Consider the following 26,370-nt stretch of genomic DNA (forward strand, 5'->3'; position numbering starts at 1 on the left):
GCCCGCCAGTCTAGACCGCGGCGGAGAAGCGGTAGCCTGCGCCGCGCACGGTCTGGACCATCGGGTCGAGCTGGTGCGGTTCCAGCGTCTTGCGCAGGCGGCGGATGTGGACGTCGACGGTGCGTTCCTCGACGTACACGCTGCCGCCCCACACGTGGTCGAGCAGTTGCGAGCGGGTGTACACGCGCTCGGGGTGGGTCATGAAGAAGTGCAGCAGGCGGTATTCCGTCGGGCCGATCTGCACCGGGGCGTCTTCGGCGAACACACGATGCGCGGCGCCGTCGATGCGCAATCCGCCGACCTTGACGCTGCCGTCTTCGTCGTCTTCGCGCGAGCGGCGCATGACGGCGCGGATGCGCGCCAGCAATTCGCGCGCCGAGAAGGGTTTGACGACGTAATCGTCGACGCCCGCTTCCAGGCCGCCGACGCGGTCGTTCTCTTCGCCGCGCGCGGTGAGCATGATGATCGGCACCTCGCGCGTGAGGTGTTCCTTGCGCCAGCGCCGGGCGAGTTCCAGGCCGCTGGTGCCGGGGAGCATCCAGTCGAGCAGGATCAGGTCGGGGACCTTGTCGGCGATGGCCGACTGGGCTTCGCGGGCGTCACCGGCATGGACCGGTTCGAACTCGGCCTTGCGCAGGGCGAAGGCCACCATGTCGCGGATGGCCGGTTCGTCGTCGACGATGAGGATGCGTTTGAGCATGGTGGTTGGCGTCGGGGGCCCATGGAGCCCGCGTCGTGCGGGCATGGTGCCAGTAGACGACGGTTTTGTGACCGTGGGGTGACATGGTCACCGAGGTCCCTGGCGACCTGAGGGTCCCCACCCTTGCCCTCCCCCGCGGGGGAGGGAATTCAGTGCGCGCTTCGCGCGCTAGTTTCTATCGACCTTGTCGTCCTTCACGCCCTGGCGGTGCAGCTCGAGCACGGTCGGGGTGATCTGCGCGATGCGGGCGTCGATGCGGGCGCGGGCGTAATAGTCCAGGTCGCTGCGCTTCTTGAGATTTTCCAACTGGACCAGAGCCCGCTCCGGCCGGCCGTTCAGGTACTCGGCCTCGGCATGGGCTTCGCCGGCGCGGATGGGGTCGCCGGCCAGGTCGCTCGCCCGGGCGAAGGTCTCCTGGTAGACCGGGTCGTCGGACGAGGTCGATGCCAGGCCACGCAGGATCGCCTGCGCCTTCTTGCCCGACGCCGCGTCGCCGCGTTCGCCCAGGACCTGCGCGTAGGTCAGCACCACCGCGCGATTGCGCGGCATGCGGTCGACCAGGCGCTGGAAGCGCGCGTCGGATTCGGCCTTCTTGCCGGCGCGGGCTTCGGCTTCGCCCATCGCCAACTGGATCCACGTGTCGTTGGGGTGCTTCTTCAACACCTCGTCGAGATCGGAGATCGCGGCCGAGGGTTGATTGCCCTGCAGGCGCGCGAGCGCGAGGCCGTACTGCTGCGCGTCGTCCAGCGGCGCCTTCAGGCGCATCTGTTCGTATTCGCGCACGGCTTCGGCGGGCGTGTTGGCGCTCAGCACGCGCATGCGTTCCTTCGCCCAGGCGAACTGGCCCGTGCCCGCGGCGGCGAGCGAGGCTTCGGGCAGGCGGATGTTGCCGGGCAGCATCGGGTTGGCGGTGGTGGGCGCGGCGAAGTTGTTCGTCGCCTTCATCGTCGCGGCGCGTTCTTTCGCTTCGCTGATGCGCGTGACGGTGATCGGGTGCGTCTGCAGGTAATCGGGCGTGCGTTCGCGCGAACCGCCCTGGTTGGCGCGCACCCAGCCTTGCAGCGTGGTGAAGAATTCGGCCATCGCCTTGGGGTCGTAACCGCTGCGCGAGAGCGTCGACATGCCGACGCGGTCGGCTTCGGCTTCGTTGTCGCGCGTGTAGTCGATCTGGCGCTGGTACATCAGCGCCTGGCCGGCGGAGAGCGCGGCCATCGACGCATCGTCGCTGGAGTTGCCGCCCGCCTGCTGCGCGACGAGGATCGCGCCGAGCATCGCGAGCAGGATCGGCACGCTGTCGCGCTGCGCGCGTTCGACGCCGCGCAGCACGTGGTCCTGCGTGACGTGCGCGATTTCGTGCGCGAGCACGCTGGCCACCTGGTCTTCGCGCGTGGCGGCGAGCACCAGGCCGGCATTGGTGCCGACGTAGCCGCCCAGCGTGGCGAAGGCGTTGATCTGCCGGTCCTTCATCAGGAAGAAGGTGAAGGACTGGCGCGGCTTGTCGCTGTTGGCGGCCAGCTTGTGGCCGACCGACTGCAGCCAATCCTCGAGAAGCGGATCGTCGAGGATGTAGCCGTAGTGGCGCAGCTGGCTGAGCGTCATCGCGCCGTATTCGGCCTGCTGCGACGGGCCGAGCACTTCGCCCGCCGAGGAGCCGATGTCGGGCAGGCGCGACTTGTTGTTGTTGTTTTGCGCCAGCAAGGGCGCGGCCAGGGCGAGGGTGGCCAGCGCGGCGAGGGCGAGCGGGGCCAGGCGTCGGAGGGATCGAAGGGTGGTTTGCACGCAGGCTTCCTCGCACGGGGCCGGTGAACCACCGGTTAATTCATCTAAGCACGCTTGGAACCAGAACCGCGTACGCAGTGTTCCCCCGAAGGGGTGGAAATGCACGGCCGAGCGTCCCATATTCCCGACCATCGCAAAGCGCCACAAGTTTCCGGAGCCGCCATGACCCACCCGATCATCACCATCTACAGCACCGCGATCTGCCCGTACTGCGTCGCCGCCAAGAACTTCCTGAAGAGCAAGGGCCTGGCGTGGAACGAGGTCCGCATCGACACCGCGCCGGGCGAGCGCGACAAGATGGTGGCGCTTACGCGCCGCACCTCGGTGCCGCAGATCTTCGTCGGCGACACGCACGTGGGCGGCTACGACGACCTGATGGCGCTGCATCGCGCGGGCAAGTTCGAACCCTTGGTCGCGGCCGCATGAGCGGCGGCGACGAGGCTGATCGCGTCCGGGAGTTCACCGACTTCCGCAAGCGGATGAACGAACGCATCCTGGCCGAGCCCAACCAGGTCGTCCGCCGCTTCTTCGCGCTCGACACGCAGACCTACCAGGCCGGCGCGCTCGACGTGAAAACCAAGGAACTGCTCGGCCTGACCGCCTCGCTGGTCCTGCGTTGCGACGACTGCATCAGCTACCACGTGGCGCAATGCCGCGAGGCGGGCGTGAACCGCGACGAGATGTTCGAAGCCTTCTCGGTCGGGCTGGTGGTCGGCGGCTCGATCGTGATCCCGCACCTGCGCCGCGCGGTGGATTTCCTCGACAAGCTCGAATCCGGCGAAGGCGCCGCGACGTCCCCGCACGACCACGGCTGACCCTACGCCGCCGGACGGTTGACCACCCCGGTCTGGCATAATTGCGGGCTCCCACACCCGACGGCACGCGCCCGCGTGCCGTCCGCACGTCCGGATGCCTTCAATGACGCAGACCCCCGCCCAGCACACGATCACCGTCCTTCGCGGCGATGGCATCGGCCCCGAGATCATGGACGCCGCGCTGTTCGTCCTCGACACGATGGACCTCGGCCTGCAGTACGAGTACGCCGACGCGGGCCTGGCGGCGCTGGAAAAGGTCGGCGAGCTGCTGCCCGCCGCGACGATGGATTCGATCCGCAAGAACCGCATCGCGCTCAAGAGCCCGCTGACCACGCCGGTCGGCGAAGGCTTCAGCTCGATCAACGTCGAGCTGCGCAAGCGCTTCGACCTCTACGCCAACGTGCGTCCGGCCAAGAGCTTCCCGAACACCAAGTCGCGCTTCCCCTCGGGCGTGGACCTGATCACCGTGCGCGAGAACACCGAAGGCGCGTACATCGGCGAAGGCCAGATGTTGTCGGAAGACGGCGAGACCGCCGTGCTCACGCAGAAGGTGACGCGCCGCGGTTCGGAGCGCATTGCGCGCTACGCGTTCGAACTCGCGCGCCGCACCGGCCGCAAGAAGGTCACGGTGGTGCACAAGGCGAACATCCTGAAGTCCACCTCGGGCCTGTTCCTCAAGACCGCGCGCGCCGTGGCGGCCGAATATCCCGACATCCAGTGCAACGAGATGATCGTGGACAACTGCTGCATGCAGCTGGTGATGAAGCCCGAGCAGTTCGACATCATCGTGACCACCAACCTGTTCGGCGACATCATCTCCGACCTGTGCGCCGGCCTCGTCGGCGGCCTCGGCCTCGCGCCGGGCGCGAACATCGGCACCGACGCGGCGATCTTCGAAGCGGTGCACGGCTCGGCGCCGGACATCGCGGGCAAGGGCGTCGCCAATCCGTGCGCGCTGCTGCTCGCGGCGGCGCAGATGCTCGACCACCTCGGCATGATCGACAAGGCCGAGAAGCTGCGCGCGGCGATCATCGCCACGCTGGAAGCGAAGGATTCGCTGACGCCGGATCTGGGCGGCGAGGGCAACACGATGTCGTTCGCCAAGGCGATCGCCAAGCGCGTCTGATACCTCCCCTCCAGGGGAGGTCAAAAAGAAACCCGCCATCGGCGGGTTTCTTTTTGGGTGGGGTCAAGCCACCGCGAACGCTTGTGCGCGTCAGTCGCGCAGCTTCGCCAACAGGCGCAAGAACTCGATGTACAGCCACACCAGCGTGAGCACCAGGCCGAACGCGGCGTACCACTCCATGTACTTCGGCGCGTTGGCTTCGACGCCCGATTCGATGAAGTCGAAGTCGAGCACCAGGTTCAGCGCGGCGACCACGACGACGAACAGGCTGAAGCCGATGCCGATCACGCCCGATTCGTGGATGTACGGGATGTCGGTGCCGAACAGGCGCAGCACGATCGTGGCCAGGTAGATCAGCGCGATGCCACCGGTGGCCGCGACGACACCGAGCTTGAAGTTTTCCGTCGCGCGGATCAGGCCCGAGCGGTACGCCATCAGCAGCGCGAACAGCGTGCCCGCCGTCAGCAGCACCGCCTGCATCACGATGCCCGGGTAGCGCATTTCGAAGAACGCGGAGATCGCGCCGAGGAACAGGCCTTCGAACAGCGCATACAACGGTGCGGTGACCGGCGCCCAGGTCTGCTTGAAGATCGTCGCCAAGGCGAAGACCAGCCCGCCGACCGCACCGCCGATCAGGAAGATCGGATAGTTCGGCGAAATGCCGGCCGCGGTGGGTGCGACGCTGTTCCAGGCGTAGGCGCCGGTGATGACCGCCAGCACGAGCAGGAGGGCGGTCTTGTTGACCGTTCCGTTCAGCGTCATCGACTCGCCATCGCGCGTGACGACCGCGCCACTGCCGATATCGAGGAACGTGGATTCCTTGAGCGCCGGGTTTCCGGTGCGAAGCATGCGTTTCTCCCCTTGTGTGAACGTTTCGCCGAGCATAGCGTGGAAGGCCCGCGTTGACAGGCGGGGGCGGCGGTTCCCAGAATCCCGCGTCCCGGCACGCCGGGAACCGGAAAAACACCGGGGTATAGCGCAGTCTGGTAGCGCGCCTGCTTTGGGAGCAGGATGTCGGGGGTTCGAATCCCTCTACCCCGACCAACTCGAAGCGCCCGTAGCTCAACTGGATAGAGCACCGGCCTTCTAAGCCGGCGGTTGCAGGTTCGATTCCTGCCGGGCGCGCCAAATTGCGCAGCAATTTGGCGCGCGAACTTTGCGGAGCAAAGTTCGTGCTACCGCTTGCAGGCCAAATACCCGCGCTGTCGCGCGCCCCTTTTACTAAAAGGGGCTGCTTCGAAACCTTGACGTCTACGAGGACTGAAGGGTCGAGAACTGCGTTCGCAGTGGGCTGAATTCACCCGGCGGCTTGCATCCCCACGCCGACTCCTGAAGAATAGCCGGCCGCTCGCAGGTGATCGCAAGCGCTGTGGTGGCTGTAGCTCAGTTGGTTAGAGTACTGGATTGTGATTCCAGATGTCGGGGGTTCGAGTCCCCTCAGCCACCCCATTCCGTTTCGCAGCCCGCACGTTTACAATGCGCGCCGCACGGGCCGTTAGCTCAGTTGGTAGAGCAGTTGACTCTTAATCAATAGGTCCAAGGTTCGAATCCTTGACGGCCCACCAATAAAACAGGCATCTGGAGCCATCCAGGTGCCTTTTTTATTGCCCGCGCTCCTCGGTCCTGATATCGGCCTGAGTACGTTCGTCAGCCTCGATCCCAGGTATTACTACTTCCATTCGGAAACGGCGCGACTGCAGTGGTCGCATCCCACCGGGGCGATCCTCACGCTCTGCGCGATCTTCATCGCCGAGTGATCGACCGGTTTTACGACAAACGTCCGATCGTCTGAGCGGTGCCGACTCCCGTTACTTCACGCGTGCGGACGATCCCACGCGGACTTCAATCGCCGACTCGGTCTGCGTGCCATCGGCATGCGTCACGGTGACGATGTAGCTGCCGGTCGGCACGGCGCGCACCGAGTACTTGCCGTCCTTTTCGATCTTGAGTTCGCGGTGGAAACCGGTGACGGCGCCCTGGATGTTCACGACATCGCCGGCGACCGCGGTGCCCGTGATGCTGCCCGAGGAACTCTGGGCTTGGGCCAGGGAAACTGCTCCGAACAACATCACCGCCAGCGTGGCGGCCAGGCGCTTGCTCGACATGCACGATCTCTCCGCTTGGGATGCGTCGAGCGTAGAGGCAGGCCGATGTCCGGAAACTGTGCCGGAGGTCACCCGTGACCATTGCTCACCGAGACACGCGACACGGATCAGACCGCTGGTATCGGTAGCTTGCGTAAGACCTTGGACCGCCCCCGCGTTCGAGCCCGGAGTCCACCGATGCGCCGGCCCCTGCTGATCCTGTCCCTGGTTTTCCTCGCGGCCCTGTTTTCCGGCTGCACCGACGGCCGCCGCTTCTCGCCGGAGGCCTGGCGACAGGAGGATCAATTCCAGCGCCATGCCTTCACGGGCGACCTGCTCGGGCGTCGCCTGCTGATCGGCAAGGGCTGGCGCGAAGTCCATCAGATGCTCGGCCCGGGCCGCACGTTCGGCCGGGATGTGTCGACGTGGAACGTCGGGCTGGACAAGGAAACGGGCACGCCGATCGTGCTGGAGGTCGACTTCAGGGATGGAATCGCCACGCACGCGACCGTCCATCGCGAATGACGGCGCGCGCGCCATGGCGCGGGGCGGTCCCCGCCGGGCACAATGCGCCCGCGCGAAAGTGGCGGAACTGGTAGACGCACTGGATTTAGGTTCCAGCGCCGCAAGGCGTGCGGGTTCGAGTCCCGCCTTTCGCATGCCGCATGCGGGCTGCCGGGTGGCGGCCCGGGCCGCTTTCGGCCAAACTACCCCGTTCCGCCCGCCGCGCTCCCGCGCCGGGCCTGCCACTCATCATGAAGAGCTCCCAGCAATGCAAGTCTCGGTCGAAACCCTCGGCAACCTCGAACGCCGCATGACCTTCCGCCTGCCGGCGGAGCGAATCGACACCCAGGTCGGTGGCCGCCTGAAAGAAATGGCGCGCACCGCGCGCATCAAGGGCTTCCGCCCGGGCAAGGTGCCGACCAAGGTCATCGAGCAGCGCTATGGCGACCAGGTCCGCCAGGAAATCCTCGACGGCATGCTGCGCGAAAGCTTCGACGGCGCCATCCGCGAGAACGAACTCCGCCTCGCCGGTGCCCCGCGCATCGAGCCGAGCACGGACGCCGCGGGCGAGGGCGAGCTGGCCTTCGTCGCCACGTTCGAAATCGTTCCGGACTTCGGCGACCTCGATGTCGCCAACCTCGAAGTCGTGCGCCACACCTCCGACGTCGAAGACGCCGACATCGATCGCATGATCGACAACCTCCGCATGCAGCGCCAGGGCTGGAACCGCGTCGAACGCGCAGCGAAGGAAAACGATCTGGTGACGATGGAGAACTTCTCCGAAGTCGACGGCACGCGCCGTCCGCCGGAAGGCGCCGAGAAGGGCAGCACCGTCGTCGGTTCCGGCGCGATGCTCAAGGAAATCGAAGCCGCGGTCGTCGGCATGTCGCCGGGCGAAGAGAAGACCGTGCAGGTCGACTTCCCGGCCGATTGGCGCATCCCCGAGTTCGCCGGCAAGACCGTGTCGATCACCGCCAAGGTGCTCGAAGTCTCCGAGCCGGTGCTGCCGGAAGTCGATGCGGCCTTCATCCGCAGCTTCGGCGTGAAGTCGGGCGAGCCCGAGCAGTTCCGCGCCGAAATCCGCAGCAACCTGGCGCGCGAGCTCAAGGGCGCGCTGATGCAGCGCCTGCGCAAGGAAGTCGGTGAGCAGCTCGCCGCCAAGTACGCGTCGGTCGAAATGCCGCCGCGCCTGGTCGAGAACGAAGCCCGCGCGCTGGCCAACGGCATGGCCGAGCAGGCCCGCCGCCAGGGCCAGCAGGTCGCCGTCGACCAGACCCAGTTCATGGAACCGGCGCGCAAACGCGTGCTGGTCGCGCTGCTGGTCGGCGAGATCGCCCGCCGCAACGAACTCCGCCTGGACCAGCGCCGTCTGAACGAGACGATGCGCCTGATCGCCTCCACGTATGAAGATCCGGAACAGGTCATTGAGTTGTATCGCAACGACCCCCAGCTCATGGCTGGCCTGCAGAGCCGCGTGATGGAAGAACAGGTGATCGATTGGATCGCCGAACGCGCGACGCATACGGAGCAGGCGCTATCCTTCCAGGACGCCATCCGCCAGTAACGGTTGGCCCCGCCAACGAGAACCGAAAATCCATGAGCCTCGAAACGAAAGCCCTGAACCTCGTGCCGATGGTGGTCGAACAGACCAGCCGTGGCGAGCGCGCGTACGACATCTATTCGCGGTTGCTCAAGGAGCGGGTGATCTTCCTCGTGGGCGGCATCGACGACCACGTCGCCAACGTGATCGTCGCGCAGATGCTCTTCCTCGAGGCCGAAAACCCCGAGAAGGACATCAGCCTGTACATCAACTCGCCGGGCGGCATCGTCACGGCGGGCATGGCGATCTACGACACCATGCAGTACATCAAGCCGGACGTGAGCACGATCTGCGTCGGGCAGGCCGCCTCGATGGGCGCGCTGCTTCTGGCCTCGGGTGCCAAGGGCAAGCGGTACGCGCTGCCGAACTCCCGCGTGATGATCCACCAGCCGCTGGGCGGCTTCCAGGGCCAGGCCACGGACATCGACATCCATGCCCGCGAAATCCTGACCCTCCGCCAGCGCCTGAACGAGATCCTGTCCCGCCACACGGGCCAAGCCCTCGAGACCATCGCCCGGGACACCGAGCGCGACAACTTCAAGAGCGCCGAAGCCGCGCGTGAATACGGACTGGTCGACTCGGTCCTCGAGCGCCGGCCCGAAGATTCGATCCAGGCGGCCTGAGCGTCATCAGCCTCCTGATCGTGGAACCAAATCACTGCCTCCGCGGCTCGGTGGACAACCGGGCCCCGGATGCTATTCTCGGGTCGCATTCGTGTGGCCGAAGCAGGTGTGGGGAATGAGCGAAGACCGTCAAGGCCGATCCGGCGACAGCAACAAGATCCTGTATTGCTCGTTCTGCGGGAAAAGCCAGCATGAGGTCCGCAAGCTGATTGCGGGCCCGAGCGTGTTCATCTGCGACGAATGCGTCGAGCTCTGCAACGACATCATCCGCGAGGAACTCGAGGAGAAGGCGCAGTCGGCGCGTAGCCACCTGCCCAAGCCCCGCGAGATCCTCGACGTGCTGGACCAGTACGTCATCGGCCAGTCGCGCGCCAAGAAGACGCTGGCCGTGGCCGTGTACAACCACTACAAGCGCATCGAAAGCCGGCAGAAGAACGACGACGTCGAACTGGCGAAGTCGAACATCCTGCTGGTCGGTCCGACCGGTTCGGGCAAGACGCTGCTGGCCGAAACGCTGGCGCGCCTGCTCAACGTGCCGTTCACCATCGCCGATGCCACGACGCTGACCGAAGCCGGCTATGTCGGCGAGGACGTCGAGAACATCATCCAGAAGCTCCTGCAGAAGTGCGACTACGACGTCGAGAAGGCGCAGCAGGGCATCGTGTACATCGACGAGATCGACAAGATCTCGCGCAAGAGCGAAAACCCGTCGATCACGCGCGACGTGTCGGGCGAGGGCGTGCAGCAGGCGCTGCTGAAGCTCATCGAAGGCACCGTGGCCAGCGTGCCGCCGCAGGGCGGCCGGAAGCACCCGCAGCAGGAATTCCTGCAGGTCGACACGCGCAACATCCTCTTCGTCGTGGGCGGCGCGTTCGCCGGCCTGGACAAGATCATCCAGCAGCGTTCGACGGAAGCCGGCGGCATCGGCTTCGGCGCGAAGGTCAAGAGCGCCGAGCGCAAGACCGACGTGGGCAAGATCCTGTCGGAAGTCGAGCCCGAAGACCTGATCAAGTTCGGCCTGATCCCCGAGTTCGTCGGCCGACTGCCGGTGGTCGCCACGCTCGAGGAACTCGACGAGCCGGCGCTGGTGAAGATCCTCACCGAACCGAAGAACGCGATCAGCAAGCAGTTCCGCAAGCTCTTCGAAATGGAAGGCGTGGAACTGGAAATCCGTCCCGACGCGCTCAACGCGATCGCCCGCAAGGCGCTCAAGCGCAAGACCGGCGCGCGTGGCCTGCGCACGATCGTGGAATCGGTGCTGCTCGACACGATGTACGAGCTGCCCTCGCTGGAGAACGTCAGCAAGGTGGTGGTCGACGAGTCGGTCATCGAGCACAAGTCCGAGCCCTACCTGATCTACCAGACGCCGCCCGCCACGCCCAAGGCCGCAGGCGCCGAATGAGACCCCGGACCGGCGTGGAACCCGCCGGTCCTTCCCACCGCCGCATGAGTTCGCCCGCCCTTCTGGTGGGCGCCGCGGCCGCTTGTCCGCAACCGTGCGTGAACCGGTTCGGACAGGATCACGAAAGCGCCCACCGGCGCTTGCATCCCCGTCTTTTGCGCCCCATAACCGAGGCTACGGCGCGCGGTGTGCGCCGCCTTGACTCGCTCCCCGGTAACGTCCGGGGACGGTCGCGCCAAATTTCGCCAAAAGCGTTTTTCGACCCCTGAAATTCCTGCCGGAGATCCCATGACCCAGACCGCCGAAACCTTCGACCTGCCGGTGCTGCCGCTGCGCGATGTCGTGGTGTTTCCGCACATGGTCATTCCCCTGTTCGTCGGTCGCGACAAATCCATCCGCGCCCTCGACCAGGCGATGGAAACCGACAAGCGCATCCTCCTCGTCGCGCAGAAGTCCGCCGACACCGATGCGCCGGGTGCGAAGGACCTGCACGAGATCGGCACGCTGGCGCAGGTGCTGCAATTGCTGAAGCTGCCCGACGGCACGATCAAGGTGCTGGTCGAAGGCCTGTCGCGTGCGCGCGTCACCGACGTCGAAGAAGTGGACGGTGCGCTGAAGGGCACCGGCGCCGTGGTCGATTCCGAATCGGCGCGTGAAACGCGCGAAGTGGAAGCGATCGCGCGCTCGCTGATGTCGTTGTTCGAACAGTACGTCAAGACCAATCGCAAGCTGCCGCCGGAACTGCTGCAAACCCTCAGCGGCATCGACGATCCCAGCCGCCTGGGCGACACGATCGCCGCGCACCTGGGCGTGCGCATGTCCGACAAGCAGAAACTGCTCGAAGCGCTGGACATCGGCGGCCGCCTGGAATTGCTCGTCGGCCTGGTCGAAGGCGAGATCGACGTGCAGCAGCTCGAAAAGCGCATCCGCGGCCGCGTGAAGTCGCAGATGGAAAAGAGCCAGCGCGAGTACTACCTCAACGAACAGATGAAGGCGATCCAGAAGGAACTGGGCGAGATCGACGAAGCGCCCAACGACCTGGACGAACTCGCGCGCAAGATCGCCGAAGCGGGCATGCCCAAGCCGGTCGAAGCCAAGGCGCGCGCCGAACTGGGCAAGCTCAAGCAGATGTCGCCGATGTCGGCCGAAGCCGCGGTCGTGCGCAATTACCTGGATTGGCTGCTCGGCGTGCCGTGGAAGAAGAAGACCAAGGTGCGCAAGGACCTCAAGGTCGCGCAGGAAGTGCTCGACGCCGACCACTACGGCCTGGAGCGCGTGAAAGAACGCATCCTGGAATACCTCGCGGTGCAGGCGCGCGTGCAGAAGTTGCGCGGCCCGATCCTGTGCCTGGTCGGCCCGCCCGGCGTGGGCAAGACCTCGCTCGGCCAGTCGATCGCGAAGGCGACCAACCGCAAGTTCGTGCGCATGTCGCTCGGCGGCGTGCGCGACGAAGCGGAAATCCGCGGCCACCGCCGCACGTACGTCGGTTCGATGCCGGGCCGCATCGTGCAGAACCTCAACAAGGTCGGCAGCAAGAACCCGCTGTTCGTGCTCGACGAAATCGACAAGATGTCGATGGACTTCCGCGGCGATCCCTCGTCGGCGTTGCTCGAAGTGCTCGATCCCGAACAGAACAGCGCGTTCAACGACCACTACCTGGAAGTCGACCTCGACCTGTCGGAAGTGATGTTCGTCGCCACGTCGAACTCGCTCAACATTCCGGGTCCGTTGCTCGATCGCATGGAAGTGATCCGCATCCCCGGCTACACCGAGGAAGAGAAGCTCAACATCGCGCTGCGTTACCTGGTGACCAAGCAGCTCAAGGCCAACGGCCTGAAGGACGATGAGCTGAAGATTTCCGAGAACGCGATCCGCGACATCGTGCGCTACTACACGCGCGAGTCGGGCGTGCGCAACCTCGAACGCGAAGTGGCGAAGATCGCGCGCAAGGTGGTCAAGGAAATCGCGCTCGCCGGCCCGAAGAAGAAGGCGAGCACGGTCACGGTCACGTCGAAGAACCTCGACAAGTACCTCGGCGTGCGCCGCTTCGATTACGGCCGCGCGGAGCAGGAAAACGAGATCGGCCTGGTCACGGGCCTGGCGTGGACGGAAGTCGGCGGCGATTTGCTGCAGATCGAATCCACGCTCGTGCCGGGCAAGGGCCAGCTGATCCTCACCGGCCAGCTCGGCGACGTGATGAAGGAATCGGCGTCGGCCGCGTTGTCGGTCGTGCGTGCGCGCACCGACAAGTTCGGCATCGACCTCGACTTCCTCACCAGGTACGACGTCCATCTGCACGTGCCCGAAGGCGCGACGCCGAAGGACGGGCCGAGCGCCGGCATCGCCATGGCGACCGCGCTGGTGTCGACGCTGACGAAGATCCCGGTCAAGGCGGATGTCGCGATGACCGGCGAAATCACCCTGCGCGGCAAGGTGCTGGGCATCGGCGGCCTGAAGGAAAAGCTGCTTGCCGCGATGCGCGGCGGCATCCGCACCGTGATCATCCCCGAGGAGAACCGCAAGGACCTCACGGACATCCCGAAGGCGGTGACCTCGGGCATGAAGATCGTGCCGGTGAAGTGGATCGACGAAGTGCTCGACCTCGCCCTGGAACGGCCGCTGTCGCCCAATGTCCCGGGCACCACGGCCGGCGCGAAGGGTGAGGTGGTGCCGCCCGCGGCGCCGCCGGCGGCGCAGCACGACATCACGCACTGAAAGGCGACCACTGGCCCCGGGTCCTGAACACGGGCTCACCAATCGGCCATTGACAATCGCCCCATCCCGGAAACCGCGCAGTTGCGCGGTTTTCCGGTTGATGGGGACCATCGCCCGCTGGTATAACGACTGCGTACGCCGCCAATGCGTGAAGCGCATTGCGGCTCGTCGACCGGGGAACGCCAGCCAGGATGCGCCCGCGCAACCCGCGCGCGCATCGGCCTGCCCCGGTCCCCATCCGCGGTTTCCATCCGGGAGTTCCCAAGCATGAACAAAGCCGAATTGATCGATGCCGTCGCCGAAGGCGCAGAACTGACGAAGGCCGATGCCGGCCGCGCGGTCGATGCCGTCATCGCTGCGATCACCAAGGCCCTGAAGAAGGGCGACACCGTCACCGTCGTGGGCTTCGGCACGTTCGCGGTGCGCAAGCGCGCCGCTCGCGAAGGCCGCAATCCGCGCACGGGCGAAACGATCAAGGTCGCCGCGTCGATGAACCCCGCGTTCAAGGCCGGCAAGGCGCTGAAGGACGCGGTCAACTGAGTTCGATCGCGGTTGCGGGAATATTGCGGGACGGGTGCTTAGCTCAGCGGTAGAGCGTCTCCTTTACACGGAGAGGGTCGGGGGTTCGATCCCCTCAGCACCCACCACCCGATTCCGAATTTGCAATGAAGTTTCATCGAAGTGTTGCAAGCGCGAACTCTGCTCTTGTATGATTTCGGGCTCAGCGGAGTGGTAGTTCAGTCGGTTAGAATGCTGGCCTGTCACGCCGGAGGTCGCGGGTTCGAGTCCCGTCCACTCCGCCATTAGATCCAGACCAAAGCGCCCGAAAGGGCGCTTTTGTTTTGGGCCTTGCGCGCATTTCGGGGGCGGGCCGCCGAACGCGCGCCGAAGCGGCTAAACTGCCCGGCTTCCGTCTCCGCCACCACCGCCAAATGCTGCAGAAACTCCGCGAGAAAACCTCCGGCTGGATCGCTTCGGTCATCCTCGGCCTGCTCACGATTCCCTTCGCCTTCTTCGGCGTCGAGCAATACATGCAGCAGCAGAACGAAGACTGGGTCGCGAAGGTGGAAGCCCCGCCGACGTGGTGGGAAGGCGCGCCGAAATTCTGGCCCGTCTCCTATCTGTGGACGAAGGAAGAAATCAGCTCGCGCGACTGGCGCCAGCAGCTCGAGCGCGCGCGCAACGAGCAGCGTCAGCAGCTGGGCGACAACTACGACCCGCAGGTGTTCGACACGGTCGAGAACAAGCGCGCGATCCTCGAGGAACTGATCGACCAGCGCGTGCTGAAGATGGCTTCCGGCCGCGCCGGCGTCGCGGTGAGCGATGCGCAGGTCACCAAGGCGATCTTCGAGATGCCGGTGTTCCAGGTCGACGGCAAGTTCAACAAGGAGCGCTACCAGATGGCGCTCGCCTCGCAGAACCTCACGGCGAAGGGCTTCGAGAACGAAGTGCGCGAGGGCCTGGCGGTCGAAACCCTGCCGCGCGGCCTCAACGATTCGGCGTTCGTCACCAATTCGGAAATGGATCGCCTGCTCAAGCTGCTTGCCGAAGAGCGCAGCGTGTCGTGGGTGCAGTTGCCGGCGCCGGCGCCGGACAACGGCCCCGTGTCGGGCAAGGAGATCGATGCGTTCTGGGCGGCGCACCGCAACCAGTTCCGAGCGCCGGAACAGGTGACGATCGAATACGTCGACATCGACGCCAACGCACTCACCGTGCCGGCGGCCGACGAAGCGACGCTGCGCGCGCGCTTCGAAAAAGAAAAGGCGGGCCTGGGCAGCGGCGGTGAACGCCTCGTCTCGCACATCCTCGTCGCCGTGCCGGCCGATGCCGATCCCGCCGCGCAGCAGGCCGCCGAAGCGAAGGCCAAGAAGCTTGCCGCCGAAGCGAAGGCGCCCGGTGCGGACTTCGCGGCGCTCGCGACCGCCAACTCGGACGACGGCCTGTCGAAGAGCAAGGGCGGCGACCTGGGTTGGGTGGCGAAGGGCGTGATGGAGAAGCCGTTCGAAGACGCCGTGTTCGCGATGCAGGGCGGCCAGATCGAAGGCCCCGTGCGCACGCAGTTCGGCTGGCACGTCCTGCAGGTGCGCGAGATCAAGGGCGCGACGGAAGCGAACTTCGACGAAGTGCGCGCGCGCCTTGCGACCGAGCAGGCCGACGCCGATCGCGAACGCATCTTCAACGACACCACCACCAAGATGGTGGACCTGGTCAACAAGAATCCCACCGCGCTCGATCCGGCCGCGAAGGCCGCGGGCCTGACGGTGCAGACGCTCGGCCCGTTCCCGCGTGGCGGTGGTCCCGGCATCGCCGGCAACCGTGCCGTGCAGCGCGCCGCGTTCGCCGATTCTGCGATCCAGGACGGCCTGGTGAGCGACATGATCGAAGTCGGCACCGACCACGTGGTCATGTTGCGCGTCACGCAGCACACGCCGGCGCGCGAATTGCCGGCGGCGCAGGTGCGCAACCAGATCGTCGCGGCGATCCGCGCCGAGCGCACGCAGAAGGCCGCGCAAGCGGTCGCCGACGGCATGGTCGCCCAGCTCAAGGCCGGCAAGCCGTTCGAAGCCGTTGCCGCCGAACGCGGCCTGGCGCCGACGTCGATGCCGAACGTGCCGCGCGGCGCGCCGTTCCCGGATCGCGAAGCGTCGCAGGCGTACTTCTCCGTGCCGGCACCGGCGGCGGGCAAGGTTTCGCCGGGCAGCGTGCGCCTGGCCGACGGCAGCCACGTCGTGTTCGCGGTCGACAAGGTCGTCGCCGGCGATCCCGCCAAGGCGACGGCCGAAGAACGCGCGCTGCTGCAGCGCCAGCTCTCGCAGTCCGGCGGCGCCGACGATGCGAAGGCGTTCGTCTCGACGATGCGCAAGGCGATGACGGTGCACGTCGAAGAAACGCGCCTGTAAGGGCGGCCAACGTTGCAACGAAAAAAGCCCGGCATCGCCGGGCTTTTTTGTTCGCGTCGATCAGCGCGACGTCACGTGTCGAGCCCGGTCATCCCGAGGATGTTGTAGCCCGCATCGACGTACGTCACTTCGCCCGTCACGCCCGCGGCGAGATCCGAACACAGGAACGCGGCGACGTTGCCGACGTCCTCGATCGACACGCTGCGACGCAACGGCGCATACGCTTCGACGTGGCCGAGCATCTTGCGGAAGTTGGCGATGCCCGCGGCGGCGAGCGTCTTGATCGGGCCGGCGGAAATCGCGTTGACGCGCGTGCCTTCCGGGCCGAGGTTGAGCGCGAGGTAGCGCACCGTCGCTTCCAGGCTGGCCTTCGCCACGCCCATGACGTTGTAGTTCGCCAGCGCGCGTTCGGCGCCGAGGTAGCTCAGCGTGACGATGGCGCCGTTGCGGTTGGCCATCATCGGGCGCGCGGCCTTGGCCATCGCGGCGAGCGAGAACGCGGAGATCTCGTGCGCGATGTTCCAGTTCTCGCGCGTGAGGCCGTCGAGGAATTCGCCATCGATCGCTTCGCGCGGCGCATAGGCGATCGCGTGCACGAGGATGTCGAACGAATCCCAGTGCTTGCCCAGCGCGTCGAAGCACGCCTGGATCTGCGCATCGTCGGCGACGTCCAGCGGAATGACGATGTCGCTGCCGAACTCTTTCGCCGCGTCTTCCACGCGCGACTTGAGTTTTTCGTTCTGGTAGGTGAAAGCGAGCTGCGCGCCTTCACGATGCATCGCCTCGGCGATGCCGCTGGCGATGGAGCGCTGGCTCGCGACGCCGGTGATCAGCGCGCGTTTGCCCTGCAGGAAACCCATGGAACCTCCGATGTTGCGGCGCGCCGGCGGGGCGGCGGGGGCGACAAGTGTGCCTGCGCCGCGCCTCAGGGGCCAGCCGCAGTCGCGGCCGATGCGTCTTCCGCATCGATCCGCAGCACCATGCCCGGGCGTATCTTCGCGCCCTTGTCGAGCTTGTTCAGGGCGATGAGTTCGCCGGTCCGCACGCCATACCGATGGGCGATGACCGACAGGGATTCGCCGCGCGCGACCGTGTGGGAACGCTTCGGCGAGACGGTCGCCAACACTTCACCGACGACGGGGGAGGGCGTCGCTGCCGCCTCGGCTTTCGCGGGTGTGTCCATCGCGACGCGCACACCGTCGTCCATCGGCACCGGCGCGAGCACGCGCAGGGCGACATCCTTGCGCGGCACGACGCGGCCGCCTTCGAACGCGGGATTGAAGCGGCGCAACTGTGCCGCATCGAGCCCGCGCGCACGCGCGAACGCGTCGAGCGTCCTGATGTTGGCGGGCAGCACCTGCGCATCGAGATGCGCGACCGGGCGGTCGAGCGAACGCATCCATTCTTCGCGATCGTCGGCCTGTTCGAGCAGGCACGACAGCGCGCGCAACTTCTGCACGTACGCGTGCGTGATCGGCGAAAGGCCGGGCAGCGTTTCGGGCTTCGCGTTGCGCGCGTTCTGCCCCGCGCGGCGCAGCGAACCGAGCACGCGATATTCGCCCGCGTTGTACGCCATCACCGCCAGGCGCCAGTCGCCGGCGAACATGCCGTGCAAGGTCTTGAGATAACGCACCGCGGCGCGCGTGGAATCCACGGGCGACAGGCGGCCGTCGTACCCGGCGCGCATCGGGACGTCGTGGTTGCGCGCGGTGGTCTGGATGAATTGCCACAGGCCGGCGGGACCGCTCGGGCTGCGCGCGCCGGCCTTGTAGCCGCTTTCGACGAAGGGAATGAGCGCGTATTCGGTCGGCAGATGCGCTTCGCGCACGGCGTCGACGACGTAGCCGAACAAAGGCAGCACGTCGTCGTTCGCGCTCGCCATGCGGCGCGGCGCGTTGGCGAAGTGCTGCTTCCAGCGCGCGCTGCCGCCGGACGGGCAACTCGGATCGGCGAGGCCTTCGCGGAAACTGGTGTAGATGTCGCGGCCGCTGCGGGCGTTGCGCGGCGCGAGCACGTCTTCGACCGGCGCCTGCTCGGCGCGCGGGGGTGTCAGTGGAATCTCCTGCGAAGCCGCCGATGCGACCGGCGCCACGAGCACGAGGCTCGCGGCAAGGCCGAACGCCAGGCGGCGGCGCAACCTCATGCGCGGAACCCGTCTTTCCAGCGCCTCAATTCGGCGAATGCGTCCACGCGATCCATCAGCGGGCGACCGACGTGCTTGGACACCGCGCCACGCACCTCGGGGATGTCGATGCGCAGGAACGGATTGCAGGTGCGCTCGTCGTCCAGCGTGGTCGGCACCGTCGGCTGGCCGGCCAGGCGCATGCGCTGCGCTTCGGTGCTGCGATCCTGGAGCAGGGCGTTCGCCGGATCGACCGTCAGCGCGAACGCTGCGTTCGCGACGGTGTACTCGTGCCCGCAGCACACCCGGGTCGAACCGGGCAGGGCGGCAAGGCGATCCAGCGAGTCCAACATCTGCATCGGGGTTCCCTCGAACAGGCGGCCGCAGCCGAGGCTGAAGAGGGTGTCCCCGCAAAACAAGACTTGATGGCCGTGGAATGCGATGTGGCTCACGGTGTGGCCCGGAATCTCATGGACCTCGAAGACCCAGTCCGCGATCCGGGCCGTGTCCCCGGCGCCGACGCGCTCGGTGGCGGTCGTGATCCGGTCGTCGCGCGGGCCGATCACCGGCAGGTGGGGCATTTCGGCGAGTAGCGAGGGCACGCCGCCGATGTGGTCGTGGTGGTGGTGCGTCAGCAGGATGCCGCGCAGCGACAGGCCTTCGCCAACGGCGCGCAGGACTGGGGCCGCGTCGCCGGGGTCGACCACCAAGGCGCTCCCGTCGTCTTCGACGAGCGCCCAGATGTAGTTGTCCTCGAACGCCGGCAGCGGTCGCAATCGCATCGATGGCCTCTCCACGCGGAAGGGGCATCCCGCAGAATAGGGACCATGCCGCTCCCCGGAACCGCCCGTCAACCTGAACAAGCCCCGCTCGCGGGCGCGTGGTTCGCCAGCGTTGCCGGTCGCGCCATCCTGGACAGCGAGGACGACATCGTCCGCCAGGCCGCGGCCGAGCGCCCCGGCCAGCCCTGGCTGCGCCTGATGCCGGTCGAAGGGCTCGAGCCCGTCGGCGAGCGCGAACTCCCGTTCCACATCGCCGATGGGGCGTTCCACGGCCCCGTGCGCTGCGCGTTGCCGCTGCCGTTCGTCTCCGAGTCGATCGGCACCGCCGTGGTCCAGCACGTCGCCGATGGCGCGGTGTTGCCGGCGGCGCTGCTCGAGGAAATCGCGCGCGTGCTCGTGCCCGGCGGCCGGTTATGGCTGCTGACGCTCAATCCGCTGGCTCCTTACCGCATGCGTTGGCTGCGGCAGGGGCCGTCGGCTTCCGAACCCGTCCGCTGGCGTCGCCGCCTGCGCACCGCCGGCCTCGAGCCCGAGGCGGTGTCGCAAGGCGTGGGACCGAGGTGGAATTCCATTCCCAACGCGTCCCTGCAACAGGGCGCAGGCATGCGCGCGGCCTTCCTGCTGCGCGCGGAGAAACGTGTGGTCCCCTTGATTCCGATCCGCAACCGTCCGCTCGTGCGTTTCAACAACGGCGTGCCCGCCGCATGACGTCCAAGCAGGTGGAAGTGCATACCGACGGCGCGTGCCTCGGCAACCCCGGTCCCGGTGGATACGCAGCGCTGCTGCGTTACAAGGGCGTCGAACGCGAAGTCGTCGGCGGCGAAGCGCACACGACCAACAACCGCATGGAACTGATGGCCGCCATCTCCGGCCTGGAATCGCTCAGCGAGCCGTGCACGATCGTGCTGTTCACCGACTCGCAATACGTGCGCCAGGGTATCTGCGCCTGGATGCCGAACTGGGTGCGCAGGAACTGGAAGACAGCGGCAGGCGATCCGGTCAAGAATCGTGACCTGTGGGAGCGCCTGCATGCCGCCACGCAACGCCACACGATCGACTGGCGTTGGGTGAAGGGGCACAGCGGCGATCCGGACAACGAGCGCGTCGACCAACTCGCGCGCGACCAGGCAGTGAAGTTCAAGGGGATGGCGACGCAATGAGGCAGGTGGTGCTCGATACCGAAACCACGGGCTTGTCCTGGGACAAGGGCAACCGCGTGGTGGAAATCGGTTGCGTCGAACTGGTGGAGCGCCGCCCGACCGGCCGCACCTTCCAGCGTTACCTCAAACCCGATTGCGTGTTCGAACCCGGCGCACAGGAAGTCACCGGCCTGACGCTCGAATTCCTGTCCGACAAGCCGAAGTTCGAAGAAGTCGTCGAGGAATTCCTCGCCTTCATCGACGGCGCGGAGCTGGTGATCCACAACGCCGCCTTCGACCTGGGGTTCCTCGACTACGAACTCGGGCGCATCGGCGCGCACCTGGGTCGCGTGCGCGATCGCTGCAACGTCGAGGACTCGCTCGAACTCGCGCGGCAGCGGTTCCCCGGCCAGCGCAATTCGCTCGACGCGTTGTGCCGCCGCCTCGGCGTCGACAACTCGCACCGCCATCTGCACGGCGCGCTGCTCGACGCCCAGTTGCTCGCCGAGGCCTACCTCGCGCTCACCTCGGGCCAGGGCGAGATCGGCTTCGCCGCCGCCGAGGATCCGGCGCGCGCGGTGGTCGCGCAGTTCGCCGCCACCGGCGGCCCGCGTCCGCGCATCACGGCGACCGCCGAAGACCTGGCCGCGCACGACGCGCGGCTGGCGGTGCTTCGAAAGAAGGCCGGGCGCGCGGTGTGGGATGTGTTGTTGGAAGAAGAGGCGCCGGCCGTGCTCGTCCCGGCGTAGCGTCGGGTGGAGTAGCCCCTTTTAGTAAAAGGGGCGCGCGACAGCGGGGGATATTGGCATGCAACACCGGGGCCCGAAGTTTGCGAAGCAAACTTTGGGGGTACTGATTCGCAAAGCGAATCAGTGCCGACGCACCAACACCACGGTCACGTTGTCCGACCCACCACCATCCAGCGCCGCCGCCACCAGCGTGTCGACGCATTCCTGCGCGCTGCAATCGTCGTGCCCGAGCACGTCGGCGATGTTGCCGTCCTCGACTTCCTCGGTCAGCCCGTCGCTGCACAACAGCAGCTGCATGCCCGGGCGCAGTTCGCCGGTCATGGTTTCCACGTTGAGCTGGCTCGGATCGGTCACGCCCAGCGCCTGCGTCACCACGTTGCGGTGCGGATGGCTGCGGGCCTGCTCGGCGGAGATCGCGCCCTGCGCGATCAGCTCCTGCACATAGGAATGATCCTGCGACAACTGCGCCAGGTGACCCTCGCGCCAGATGTACACGCGGCTGTCGCCGACCCACGCCACTTCGAAGCGATTGCCGGACACGCGCGCGGCGACGACCGTCGTGCCCATGGGCAGCGCATCGTTGCGCCGGCGCGAGGCGCGGATGATTTCTTCGTCGGCGATGCGGATCGCCTGCGCGAGCGGCGTGCCGTCGCGCACTTCGCGCACGATGGTCTCGCGCGCGAGCGCACTGGCGACTTCGCCGTATTCGTGGCCGCCCATTCCGTCGGCAACGAGCCACAACCCCAGCTCGCTATCGCCGTAGTAGGTGTCCTCGTTCAATTCCCGACGCAGGCCGACGTGGGTCAGGTGTCCGAATTCGATCATGTTGGATGACGAGGCGTGGGGACCCGCAAGGGGGCTTGCAGGCATCAACGGCATGATCGTTGCGATCCGGCCGTGCATGACGCGCGAACCTCAGGATTCGCGGAGGCCGTCACGTTGTCCGTACGCCACCCCCCGGAGCAGGGCGCGATCAGGGCGCGTCGCCGCTGCGGTAGTCCTGGTACGACTTCTCCTCGACGTAGGCAGAGCCCAGCGCCAGGTTGATGTCCTTCTTGATCCGCGCGCGTTCGTCGTTCTCGAAATACACGCTGCGCGCCAAGCGCACAAACTCCTCGTCGAAGGCACGCTCCTTCTCCTTCACCCGGATGTCATCTTCGATGACCCAAAGGCGTTCGTTCACGGCCTTGAGATCGGCGCGCAGCTTGGCGACATCGCCGCCCGCGGCGGGGTGCGCCATCCAGGTCTTCTCGAGCGCGGAGAGTTCGTTGCGGACGTTCGCCAGTTTGGCGGGGTCGGTCATGCGCTCGGACTTGATCTGCAGGATCGCGATCTTGTCGAGCAGCTCGCCGTAGGAGACCGGGACCAGGAGTTCGGACATGGGCGCGCCGCGATGAGGGAATGGGGGCGCACAGTCTACCCGCGCTTGTCCCGCGCGACGCACGCCCGTATCATGCACGCCCCGCAGTCCGGCGGCATTCCAGATGCCTCGGCACGCCCGCTTTCAGGAGAGGTGGCAGAGCGGTTGAATGTACCTGACTCGAAATCAGGCGTGCGTTTATAGCGCACCGAGGGTTCGAATCCCTCCCTCTCCGCCATACAAGAAAAACGCCCCTGAACGGGGCGTTTTTTTTGCCTGCGCGAAAGCCGGGGGTGGAAACCGCAGCGACGCGCTAGTACCGCCCGGCCCGACGATCCGCGCAGAAGCGATCGAACGCCTGCACCGCATCGTCGACCGTGATCAGATCCATCACGCCTTCGCGCTCGATCTTCGTACCCCAGGGCAGCTCGTCGGCCGGCTTGCCGAGGAACTTGCGCGCCGCATCGTCGTAACGATCGACGCAGTACCGCAGATCCGAATACGGCCCGCTGCGACGTGGATTGCTCGGTGCGTGCAGCCCAAGCACCTTCGTGCCCATCGCGTTGGCGATGTGCGTCGGCCCCGAATCGGGCGAGACCACCAGGTCTGCGCGCGCGAGCAACGCCGGCAACTGTTTCAACGTGTCCTTGCCGACCAGGTCCAGCGCCGGCGATTGCATTGACGCGAGGATCGCATCGGCCACCGATCGCTCGAGTGCGCTGCGCCCGCCGCACAACACGACGCGCCACCCTTTCGATGCCGCGTGATCGGCGAGTGCCGCGTAACGCTCGGCGCGCCAATTGCGCAGCACGTGGCTCGAACACGGCGAGACGACCAGCGTCGGCGTTCCATCTTCGGGCCATTGCGCACGGGCCCATGCGTGTGCCGATTCGGGCACGGGCATGTTCCAGACCACTTCGTTCTGCACGATGCCCAGCGGCTCGCAGAAACTGCCGATCGCATCGAGCACGTGGATGCCGGGGCGATCGGCGATGCGTTCGTTGACGAACAAGCCGTGCAGGTCCTTCGAGCGCGAAGCGTCGTAACCGATGCGACGGTCGGCCGGGATGCACGCCGACAACAGATTGGCGCGGAAGGCCACCTGCATCAGCATCAACGCGTCGAACTTCCGCTTGGCCAGCGCGCGCCGCAAGGCCAGCATCCCGCCGATCCCGCTGCGCTTGTCGTAGACGAGGAACTCCACGCCCGGCAGGCCTTCGAGCAACTTGAACTCGCCGGTGCCGATCACCCAGGTGATCGTCGTCTCCGGCCAGGCCTGCCGCAGCGTGCGCACCAGCGGAACGACATGCGTGACGTCGCCCAGCGCCGAAAGGCGGAGCAGGCAGAGCGAGCGGGGCGGGGGCGACGTTGCAGGCACGTTGCTTGCTAGACTCGTTTGGACATGGCCGCTTTCGACGCCAATGAAAGCCTGACGCCGTTCCGCGAAGGGATGGGGTATGGGGCGATTCTGTTCGACCGCACATACCTGCGGCAAGCAGGCGTGGATCACGCCGTGCCCGAATGGTTCGATCCGCAGCACTGGGGCAGCCACGCGCAACCGGTGTCGTCGGGTGGGCGCGGGGCGGCCTGGTTCGTCGACGGGCCCTTCGGCGGCGCGGTGTTGCGCCATTACCTGCGCGGGGGCCTCGCCGCGCGCATCAGCCGCGATCGGCACCTGTGGCGCGGCAACGACCGCGTGCGCAGCTTCGCCGAGTACCGCCTGCTGCGTGAATTGCGCAAGCGCAAGTTGCCGGTGCCCGCGCCGATCGCCGCGTATTACGTGCGCAAGGGCCACCGCTATCGCGCCGCGATCCTGCTCGAACGCATCGAACACGTGCATTCCCTCGGCCATCGCGCCAACACCCCGGGCGATACCGCACCCTGGGAAGCGGCCGGCCGCCTGATCGCGCGCTTCCACCGCGCCGGCCTCGACCACGCCGACCTCAACGCCCACAATCTGCTCTTCGACGATGCAGGCAACGGTTGGATGATCGATCTGGACCGCTGCGCGCTCCGCATCCCGGCCACCAAGTGGCGCGAACGCAACCTGACGCGCCTGAAGCGCTCGCTGCTCAAGTTGCGCGGCGACCGCGGCAACGACGATGTCGAGCGCGACTTCAAACGCCTGCGCGAGGCCTACGAAGCGCAATGGAACAAGGGCTACTGAAATGACCGCCGCCACATGGTCCCTGCGCCTGCAGGGCGTGGGCAACGCCTTCGCCACCGAACTGGGCTCGGCGATGGCCACGATCGAACGCGACGGCGCGCCGTGGCTGTCGATCGACTGCGGCAGTGACGGTCTGACGCATTACCTCGCGCACTACGGCGCATCGCCGCGCGCGGTGTTCATCACGCACGTACACCTGGATCATGTCGGCGGGTTCGAACGCCTGTTCGGCGCGAGCTTCTGGGACGAGGCCCTGCGCGGCCGCGTCGCGCTGTACGTGCCTGCGCCGCTCGTGCCGCTGCTGCAACAACGCGTCGCCTCGTATCCGAACGTGCTCGCCGAAGGCGGCGCCAATTTCTGGGACGCGTTCCATCTCGTGCCCGTCGGCGATCACTTCTGGCACGACGGCGTGCGGATGGAAGTCTTCCCCACGCGCCACCACTGGCCCGACACCAGTTTCGGCCTGCGCCTGCGCGGCAGCATGGTGTGGACGGGCGATACGCGGCCGATTCCCGAACAACTCGCGAAGTTCGCCGACGCCGGTGAGCTCGTACTCCACGACTGCGCACTGCACGGCAATCCTTCGCACAGCGGCATCGAGGATCTGGAACGCGAATATCCGGCCGAGCTCCTCGCGCGTTGCTGCCTGTATCACTACGCCAGCGAAGTCGACGGTGCGCATCTGGAAATCCGCGGGCATCGCATCGCGCGCGCCGGCGAAGTGATCCGGCTCGCACCGACCACGGCCCAGATGGCGCCGCTGCGATGAGCGCGCCGTTGCCCGTCGAAACCGTGCGCGCGCTGCCGCAGCCGCGCGACGCACTCGGTCGCCCGTTGCGCGACCTGCGTTTGTCGGTGATCGACGCGTGCAACTTCCGTTGCCCATATTGCATGCCGGCCGATCGCATTCCCGACGACCACGGGCTCGACGCGGCGTCGCGCCTGTCGTTCGACGAAATCGAAACGCTGGTGCGCGGCTTCGTGCGCCTGGGCGTGCGCAAGCTACGATTGACCGGGGGCGAGCCGCTGTTGCGCAAGGGGTTGCCCGATCTGGTGGAGCGGCTTGCGCGCATCGATGGGCTCGACGATCTGGCGCTCACGACCAACGGCAGCCTGCTCGCCGCGCATGCGCAAGCCTTGCGCGACGCCGGCCTGCATCGCATCACGGTGAGCCTGGATGCGCTGTCGCCGGAGATGTTTTCGGCGATGTCCGGCGGTCGTGGCCACATCGACGCGGTGCTTGCCGGCATCGCCGCCGCACAGGCCGCGGGCTTCGCGCCGATCAAACTCAATTGCGTCGTGCAGCGCGGCGTCAACGAAGGCGAAGTGTTGCCGCTCGCGGCATTCGCGCGCGAACACGGCCACGTGCTTCGCTTCATCGAATACATGGACGTGGGCACGTGCAATGGCTGGCGTCGCGAGAACGTCGTGCCTTCGGCCGAATTGCGCGATCGTCTGCATGCGCGCTGGCCGCTGCGCGCGCTGGACCCGAACTATCGCGGCGAAGTCGCGGCCCGCTATGCGTACCACGACGGCGCCGGCGAAGTCGGCTTCGTCAGCTCCGTCACCGTGCCGTTCTGCGGCGATTGCCATCGTGCGCGCGTATCGGCGGACGGCACGCTGTACACCTGCCTGTTCGCCGCCGACGGCCAACCCTTGCGCGCGCTCGTGCGGCAGGGCGAGGACGTCGTGGTGGACGCGCTCGCGCAAGCGTGGACGCGCCGCGCGGACCGCTACAGCGAGATCCGCGGTGCGGCGACGGCGTCGCGGCGCCATGTCGAGATGTACCTGGTGGGCGGCTGA

General features: G+C 66.7%; 27 protein-coding genes and 8 tRNA genes. 25 read left to right on the plus strand and 10 right to left on the minus strand.

Annotated elements, in window-relative coordinates; genetic code table 11:
- Window positions 1-10: 10 nt before the first annotated feature.
- On the minus strand, window positions 11-700 hold the full coding sequence (gene phoB, locus GN331_RS08135; RefSeq protein ID WP_156641493.1) for a phosphate regulon transcriptional regulator PhoB: 690 nt from the start codon (window positions 698-700) through the stop codon (window positions 11-13).
- Between the two features lie 168 nt (window positions 701-868).
- Window positions 869-2,449, minus strand: coding sequence for a M48 family metalloprotease (locus GN331_RS08140; RefSeq protein WP_231734457.1), 1,581 nt, complete (start codon window positions 2,447-2,449; stop codon window positions 869-871).
- 192 nt (window positions 2,450-2,641) lie between these two features.
- Between GN331_RS08140 and grxC the strand changes: the two genes are divergently transcribed.
- From grxC to GN331_RS08155, 3 genes are all read left to right on the plus strand, one after another.
- On the plus strand, window positions 2,642-2,905 hold the full coding sequence (gene grxC, locus GN331_RS08145; protein WP_197427053.1) for a glutaredoxin 3: 264 nt from the start codon (window positions 2,642-2,644) through the stop codon (window positions 2,903-2,905).
- Complete coding sequence (locus GN331_RS08150; RefSeq protein WP_156641496.1) at window positions 2,902-3,294, plus strand: carboxymuconolactone decarboxylase family protein; 393 nt, start codon at window positions 2,902-2,904, stop codon at window positions 3,292-3,294. Before grxC ends, GN331_RS08150 begins: the two co-directional genes overlap by 4 nt.
- Window positions 3,295-3,397: 103 nt before the next feature.
- A complete protein-coding gene (locus GN331_RS08155; RefSeq protein ID WP_156641497.1) occupies window positions 3,398-4,420 on the plus strand; it encodes an isocitrate dehydrogenase in 1,023 nt (340 codons plus the stop codon).
- Window positions 4,421-4,510: 90 nt separating this feature from the next.
- On the opposite strand, the gene GN331_RS08160 is transcribed toward GN331_RS08155, so the two are convergent.
- The gene (locus GN331_RS08160; protein WP_156641498.1) at window positions 4,511-5,269 is read right to left on the minus strand and encodes a Bax inhibitor-1/YccA family protein; all 759 of its coding nucleotides are present in this window, start codon (window positions 5,267-5,269) and stop codon (window positions 4,511-4,513) included.
- A 118-nt stretch (window positions 5,270-5,387) separates the two neighbouring features.
- Between GN331_RS08160 and GN331_RS08165 the strand changes: the two genes are divergently transcribed.
- From GN331_RS08165 to GN331_RS08185, 5 genes are all read left to right on the plus strand, one after another.
- Window positions 5,388-5,464 (plus strand) — tRNA-Pro (locus tag GN331_RS08165).
- Window positions 5,465-5,471: 7 nt separating this feature from the next.
- Window positions 5,472-5,548 (plus strand) — tRNA-Arg (locus tag GN331_RS08170).
- 244 nt (window positions 5,549-5,792) lie between these two features.
- Window positions 5,793-5,869, plus strand: a tRNA-His gene (locus GN331_RS08175).
- Between the two features lie 40 nt (window positions 5,870-5,909).
- Window positions 5,910-5,985: transfer RNA gene (locus GN331_RS08180), tRNA-Lys, on the plus strand.
- A 39-nt stretch (window positions 5,986-6,024) separates the two neighbouring features.
- On the plus strand, window positions 6,025-6,177 hold the full coding sequence (locus GN331_RS08185; protein ID WP_156641499.1) for a hypothetical protein: 153 nt from the start codon (window positions 6,025-6,027) through the stop codon (window positions 6,175-6,177).
- A 51-nt stretch (window positions 6,178-6,228) separates the two neighbouring features.
- On the opposite strand, the gene GN331_RS08190 is transcribed toward GN331_RS08185, so the two are convergent.
- Window positions 6,229-6,525, minus strand: a complete 297-nt coding sequence (locus GN331_RS08190; protein ID WP_156641500.1) for a carboxypeptidase-like regulatory domain-containing protein — start codon at window positions 6,523-6,525, stop codon at window positions 6,229-6,231.
- A 177-nt stretch (window positions 6,526-6,702) separates the two neighbouring features.
- On the opposite strand from GN331_RS08190, the gene GN331_RS08195 reads away from it, so the two are divergent.
- The 10 genes from GN331_RS08195 (at window position 6,703) to GN331_RS08240 (ending at window position 16,248) form a co-directional block, all read left to right on the plus strand.
- Window positions 6,703-7,029 (plus strand): hypothetical protein, encoded by a 327-nt coding sequence (locus GN331_RS08195; protein WP_156641501.1) that lies wholly within the window; start codon window positions 6,703-6,705, stop codon window positions 7,027-7,029.
- A gap of 52 nt (window positions 7,030-7,081) precedes the next feature.
- Window positions 7,082-7,163: transfer RNA gene (locus GN331_RS08200), tRNA-Leu, on the plus strand.
- Between the two features lie 113 nt (window positions 7,164-7,276).
- Window positions 7,277-8,572 (plus strand): trigger factor, encoded by a 1,296-nt coding sequence (gene tig / locus GN331_RS08205; protein WP_156641502.1) that lies wholly within the window; start codon window positions 7,277-7,279, stop codon window positions 8,570-8,572.
- Between the two features lie 32 nt (window positions 8,573-8,604).
- The gene (gene clpP / locus GN331_RS08210; RefSeq protein WP_156641503.1) at window positions 8,605-9,231 is read left to right on the plus strand and encodes an ATP-dependent Clp endopeptidase proteolytic subunit ClpP; all 627 of its coding nucleotides are present in this window, start codon (window positions 8,605-8,607) and stop codon (window positions 9,229-9,231) included.
- A gap of 115 nt (window positions 9,232-9,346) precedes the next feature.
- The gene (gene clpX, locus GN331_RS08215; protein ID WP_156641504.1) at window positions 9,347-10,633 is read left to right on the plus strand and encodes an ATP-dependent Clp protease ATP-binding subunit ClpX; all 1,287 of its coding nucleotides are present in this window, start codon (window positions 9,347-9,349) and stop codon (window positions 10,631-10,633) included.
- A 288-nt stretch (window positions 10,634-10,921) separates the two neighbouring features.
- Window positions 10,922-13,348 carry an endopeptidase La gene (gene lon, locus GN331_RS08220; RefSeq protein WP_156641505.1) on the plus strand — a complete coding sequence of 809 codons (2,427 nt, stop codon included), beginning with the start codon at window positions 10,922-10,924 and terminating at the stop codon, window positions 13,346-13,348.
- A 144-nt stretch (window positions 13,349-13,492) separates the two neighbouring features.
- Window positions 13,493-13,888: an HU family DNA-binding protein gene (locus GN331_RS08225; RefSeq protein ID WP_197427054.1), complete on the plus strand. Its 396-nt coding sequence runs from the start codon at window positions 13,493-13,495 to the stop codon at window positions 13,886-13,888.
- 32 nt (window positions 13,889-13,920) lie between these two features.
- Window positions 13,921-13,995 (plus strand) — tRNA-Val (locus GN331_RS08230).
- 79 nt (window positions 13,996-14,074) lie between these two features.
- Window positions 14,075-14,151, plus strand: a tRNA-Asp gene (locus GN331_RS08235).
- 129 nt (window positions 14,152-14,280) lie between these two features.
- The gene (locus GN331_RS08240) at window positions 14,281-16,248 is read left to right on the plus strand and encodes a SurA N-terminal domain-containing protein (protein WP_156641507.1); all 1,968 of its coding nucleotides are present in this window, start codon (window positions 14,281-14,283) and stop codon (window positions 16,246-16,248) included.
- Window positions 16,249-16,319: 71 nt separating this feature from the next.
- Here GN331_RS08240 and GN331_RS08245 read toward each other — a convergent pair whose 3' ends face one another.
- From GN331_RS08245 to gloB, 3 genes are all read right to left on the minus strand, one after another.
- On the minus strand, window positions 16,320-17,108 hold the full coding sequence (locus GN331_RS08245) for an enoyl-ACP reductase FabI (protein WP_156641508.1): 789 nt from the start codon (window positions 17,106-17,108) through the stop codon (window positions 16,320-16,322).
- Window positions 17,109-17,173: 65 nt separating this feature from the next.
- Complete coding sequence (locus GN331_RS08250) at window positions 17,174-18,391, minus strand: lytic transglycosylase domain-containing protein (RefSeq protein WP_156641509.1); 1,218 nt, start codon at window positions 18,389-18,391, stop codon at window positions 17,174-17,176.
- Window positions 18,388-19,152 carry a hydroxyacylglutathione hydrolase gene (gloB, locus tag GN331_RS08255; protein ID WP_156641510.1) on the minus strand — a complete coding sequence of 255 codons (765 nt, stop codon included), beginning with the start codon at window positions 19,150-19,152 and terminating at the stop codon, window positions 18,388-18,390. Before gloB ends, GN331_RS08250 begins: the two co-directional genes overlap by 4 nt.
- A gap of 45 nt (window positions 19,153-19,197) precedes the next feature.
- Between gloB and GN331_RS08260 the strand changes: the two genes are divergently transcribed.
- From GN331_RS08260 to dnaQ, 3 genes are read left to right on the plus strand one after another with little or no spacing between them, the layout of a single operon-like run.
- Window positions 19,198-19,860, plus strand: coding sequence for a class I SAM-dependent methyltransferase (locus tag GN331_RS08260; protein ID WP_156641511.1), 663 nt, complete (start codon window positions 19,198-19,200; stop codon window positions 19,858-19,860).
- Window positions 19,857-20,312, plus strand: a complete 456-nt coding sequence (gene rnhA, locus GN331_RS08265; RefSeq protein ID WP_156641512.1) for a ribonuclease HI — start codon at window positions 19,857-19,859, stop codon at window positions 20,310-20,312. The genes GN331_RS08260 and rnhA overlap by 4 nt, the downstream gene beginning before the upstream one ends.
- The gene (gene dnaQ / locus GN331_RS08270; RefSeq protein ID WP_156641513.1) at window positions 20,309-21,040 is read left to right on the plus strand and encodes a DNA polymerase III subunit epsilon; all 732 of its coding nucleotides are present in this window, start codon (window positions 20,309-20,311) and stop codon (window positions 21,038-21,040) included. Before rnhA ends, dnaQ begins: the two co-directional genes overlap by 4 nt.
- Window positions 21,041-21,160: 120 nt before the next feature.
- On the opposite strand, the gene GN331_RS08275 is transcribed toward dnaQ, so the two are convergent.
- Together GN331_RS08275 and GN331_RS08280 are read right to left on the minus strand one after the other, a co-directional pair.
- A complete protein-coding gene (locus GN331_RS08275; RefSeq protein WP_156641514.1) occupies window positions 21,161-21,865 on the minus strand; it encodes a PP2C family protein-serine/threonine phosphatase in 705 nt (234 codons plus the stop codon).
- 148 nt (window positions 21,866-22,013) lie between these two features.
- Window positions 22,014-22,421 carry a DUF6165 family protein gene (locus GN331_RS08280; protein ID WP_156641515.1) on the minus strand — a complete coding sequence of 136 codons (408 nt, stop codon included), beginning with the start codon at window positions 22,419-22,421 and terminating at the stop codon, window positions 22,014-22,016.
- A gap of 126 nt (window positions 22,422-22,547) precedes the next feature.
- Between GN331_RS08280 and GN331_RS08285 the strand changes: the two genes are divergently transcribed.
- Window positions 22,548-22,638: transfer RNA gene (locus tag GN331_RS08285), tRNA-Ser, on the plus strand.
- A 75-nt stretch (window positions 22,639-22,713) separates the two neighbouring features.
- Here the strand turns inward: GN331_RS08285 and GN331_RS08290 are convergent.
- Window positions 22,714-23,778: a glycosyltransferase family 9 protein gene (locus tag GN331_RS08290; protein ID WP_331713415.1), complete on the minus strand. Its 1,065-nt coding sequence runs from the start codon at window positions 23,776-23,778 to the stop codon at window positions 22,714-22,716.
- Between the two features lie 24 nt (window positions 23,779-23,802).
- Here GN331_RS08290 and GN331_RS08295 point away from each other — a divergent pair, with 24 nt between their 5' ends.
- The 3 genes from GN331_RS08295 to moaA are packed head-to-tail and all read left to right on the plus strand — an operon-like array spanning window position 23,803 to window position 26,370.
- Entirely contained in the window at window positions 23,803-24,567 is a 765-nt protein-coding gene (locus GN331_RS08295) for a 3-deoxy-D-manno-octulosonic acid kinase (protein ID WP_156641516.1), read from the plus strand.
- A 1-nt stretch (window position 24,568) separates the two neighbouring features.
- Complete coding sequence (locus tag GN331_RS08300) at window positions 24,569-25,336, plus strand: MBL fold metallo-hydrolase (protein WP_156641517.1); 768 nt, start codon at window positions 24,569-24,571, stop codon at window positions 25,334-25,336.
- Window positions 25,333-26,370, plus strand: a complete 1,038-nt coding sequence (gene moaA / locus GN331_RS08305; protein ID WP_156641518.1) for a GTP 3',8-cyclase MoaA — start codon at window positions 25,333-25,335, stop codon at window positions 26,368-26,370. The genes GN331_RS08300 and moaA overlap by 4 nt, the downstream gene beginning before the upstream one ends.

Origin of the sequence: Noviluteimonas gilva, assembly GCF_009740395.1 — a bacterium.
GTDB lineage: Bacteria > Pseudomonadota > Gammaproteobacteria > Xanthomonadales > Xanthomonadaceae > Noviluteimonas > Noviluteimonas gilva.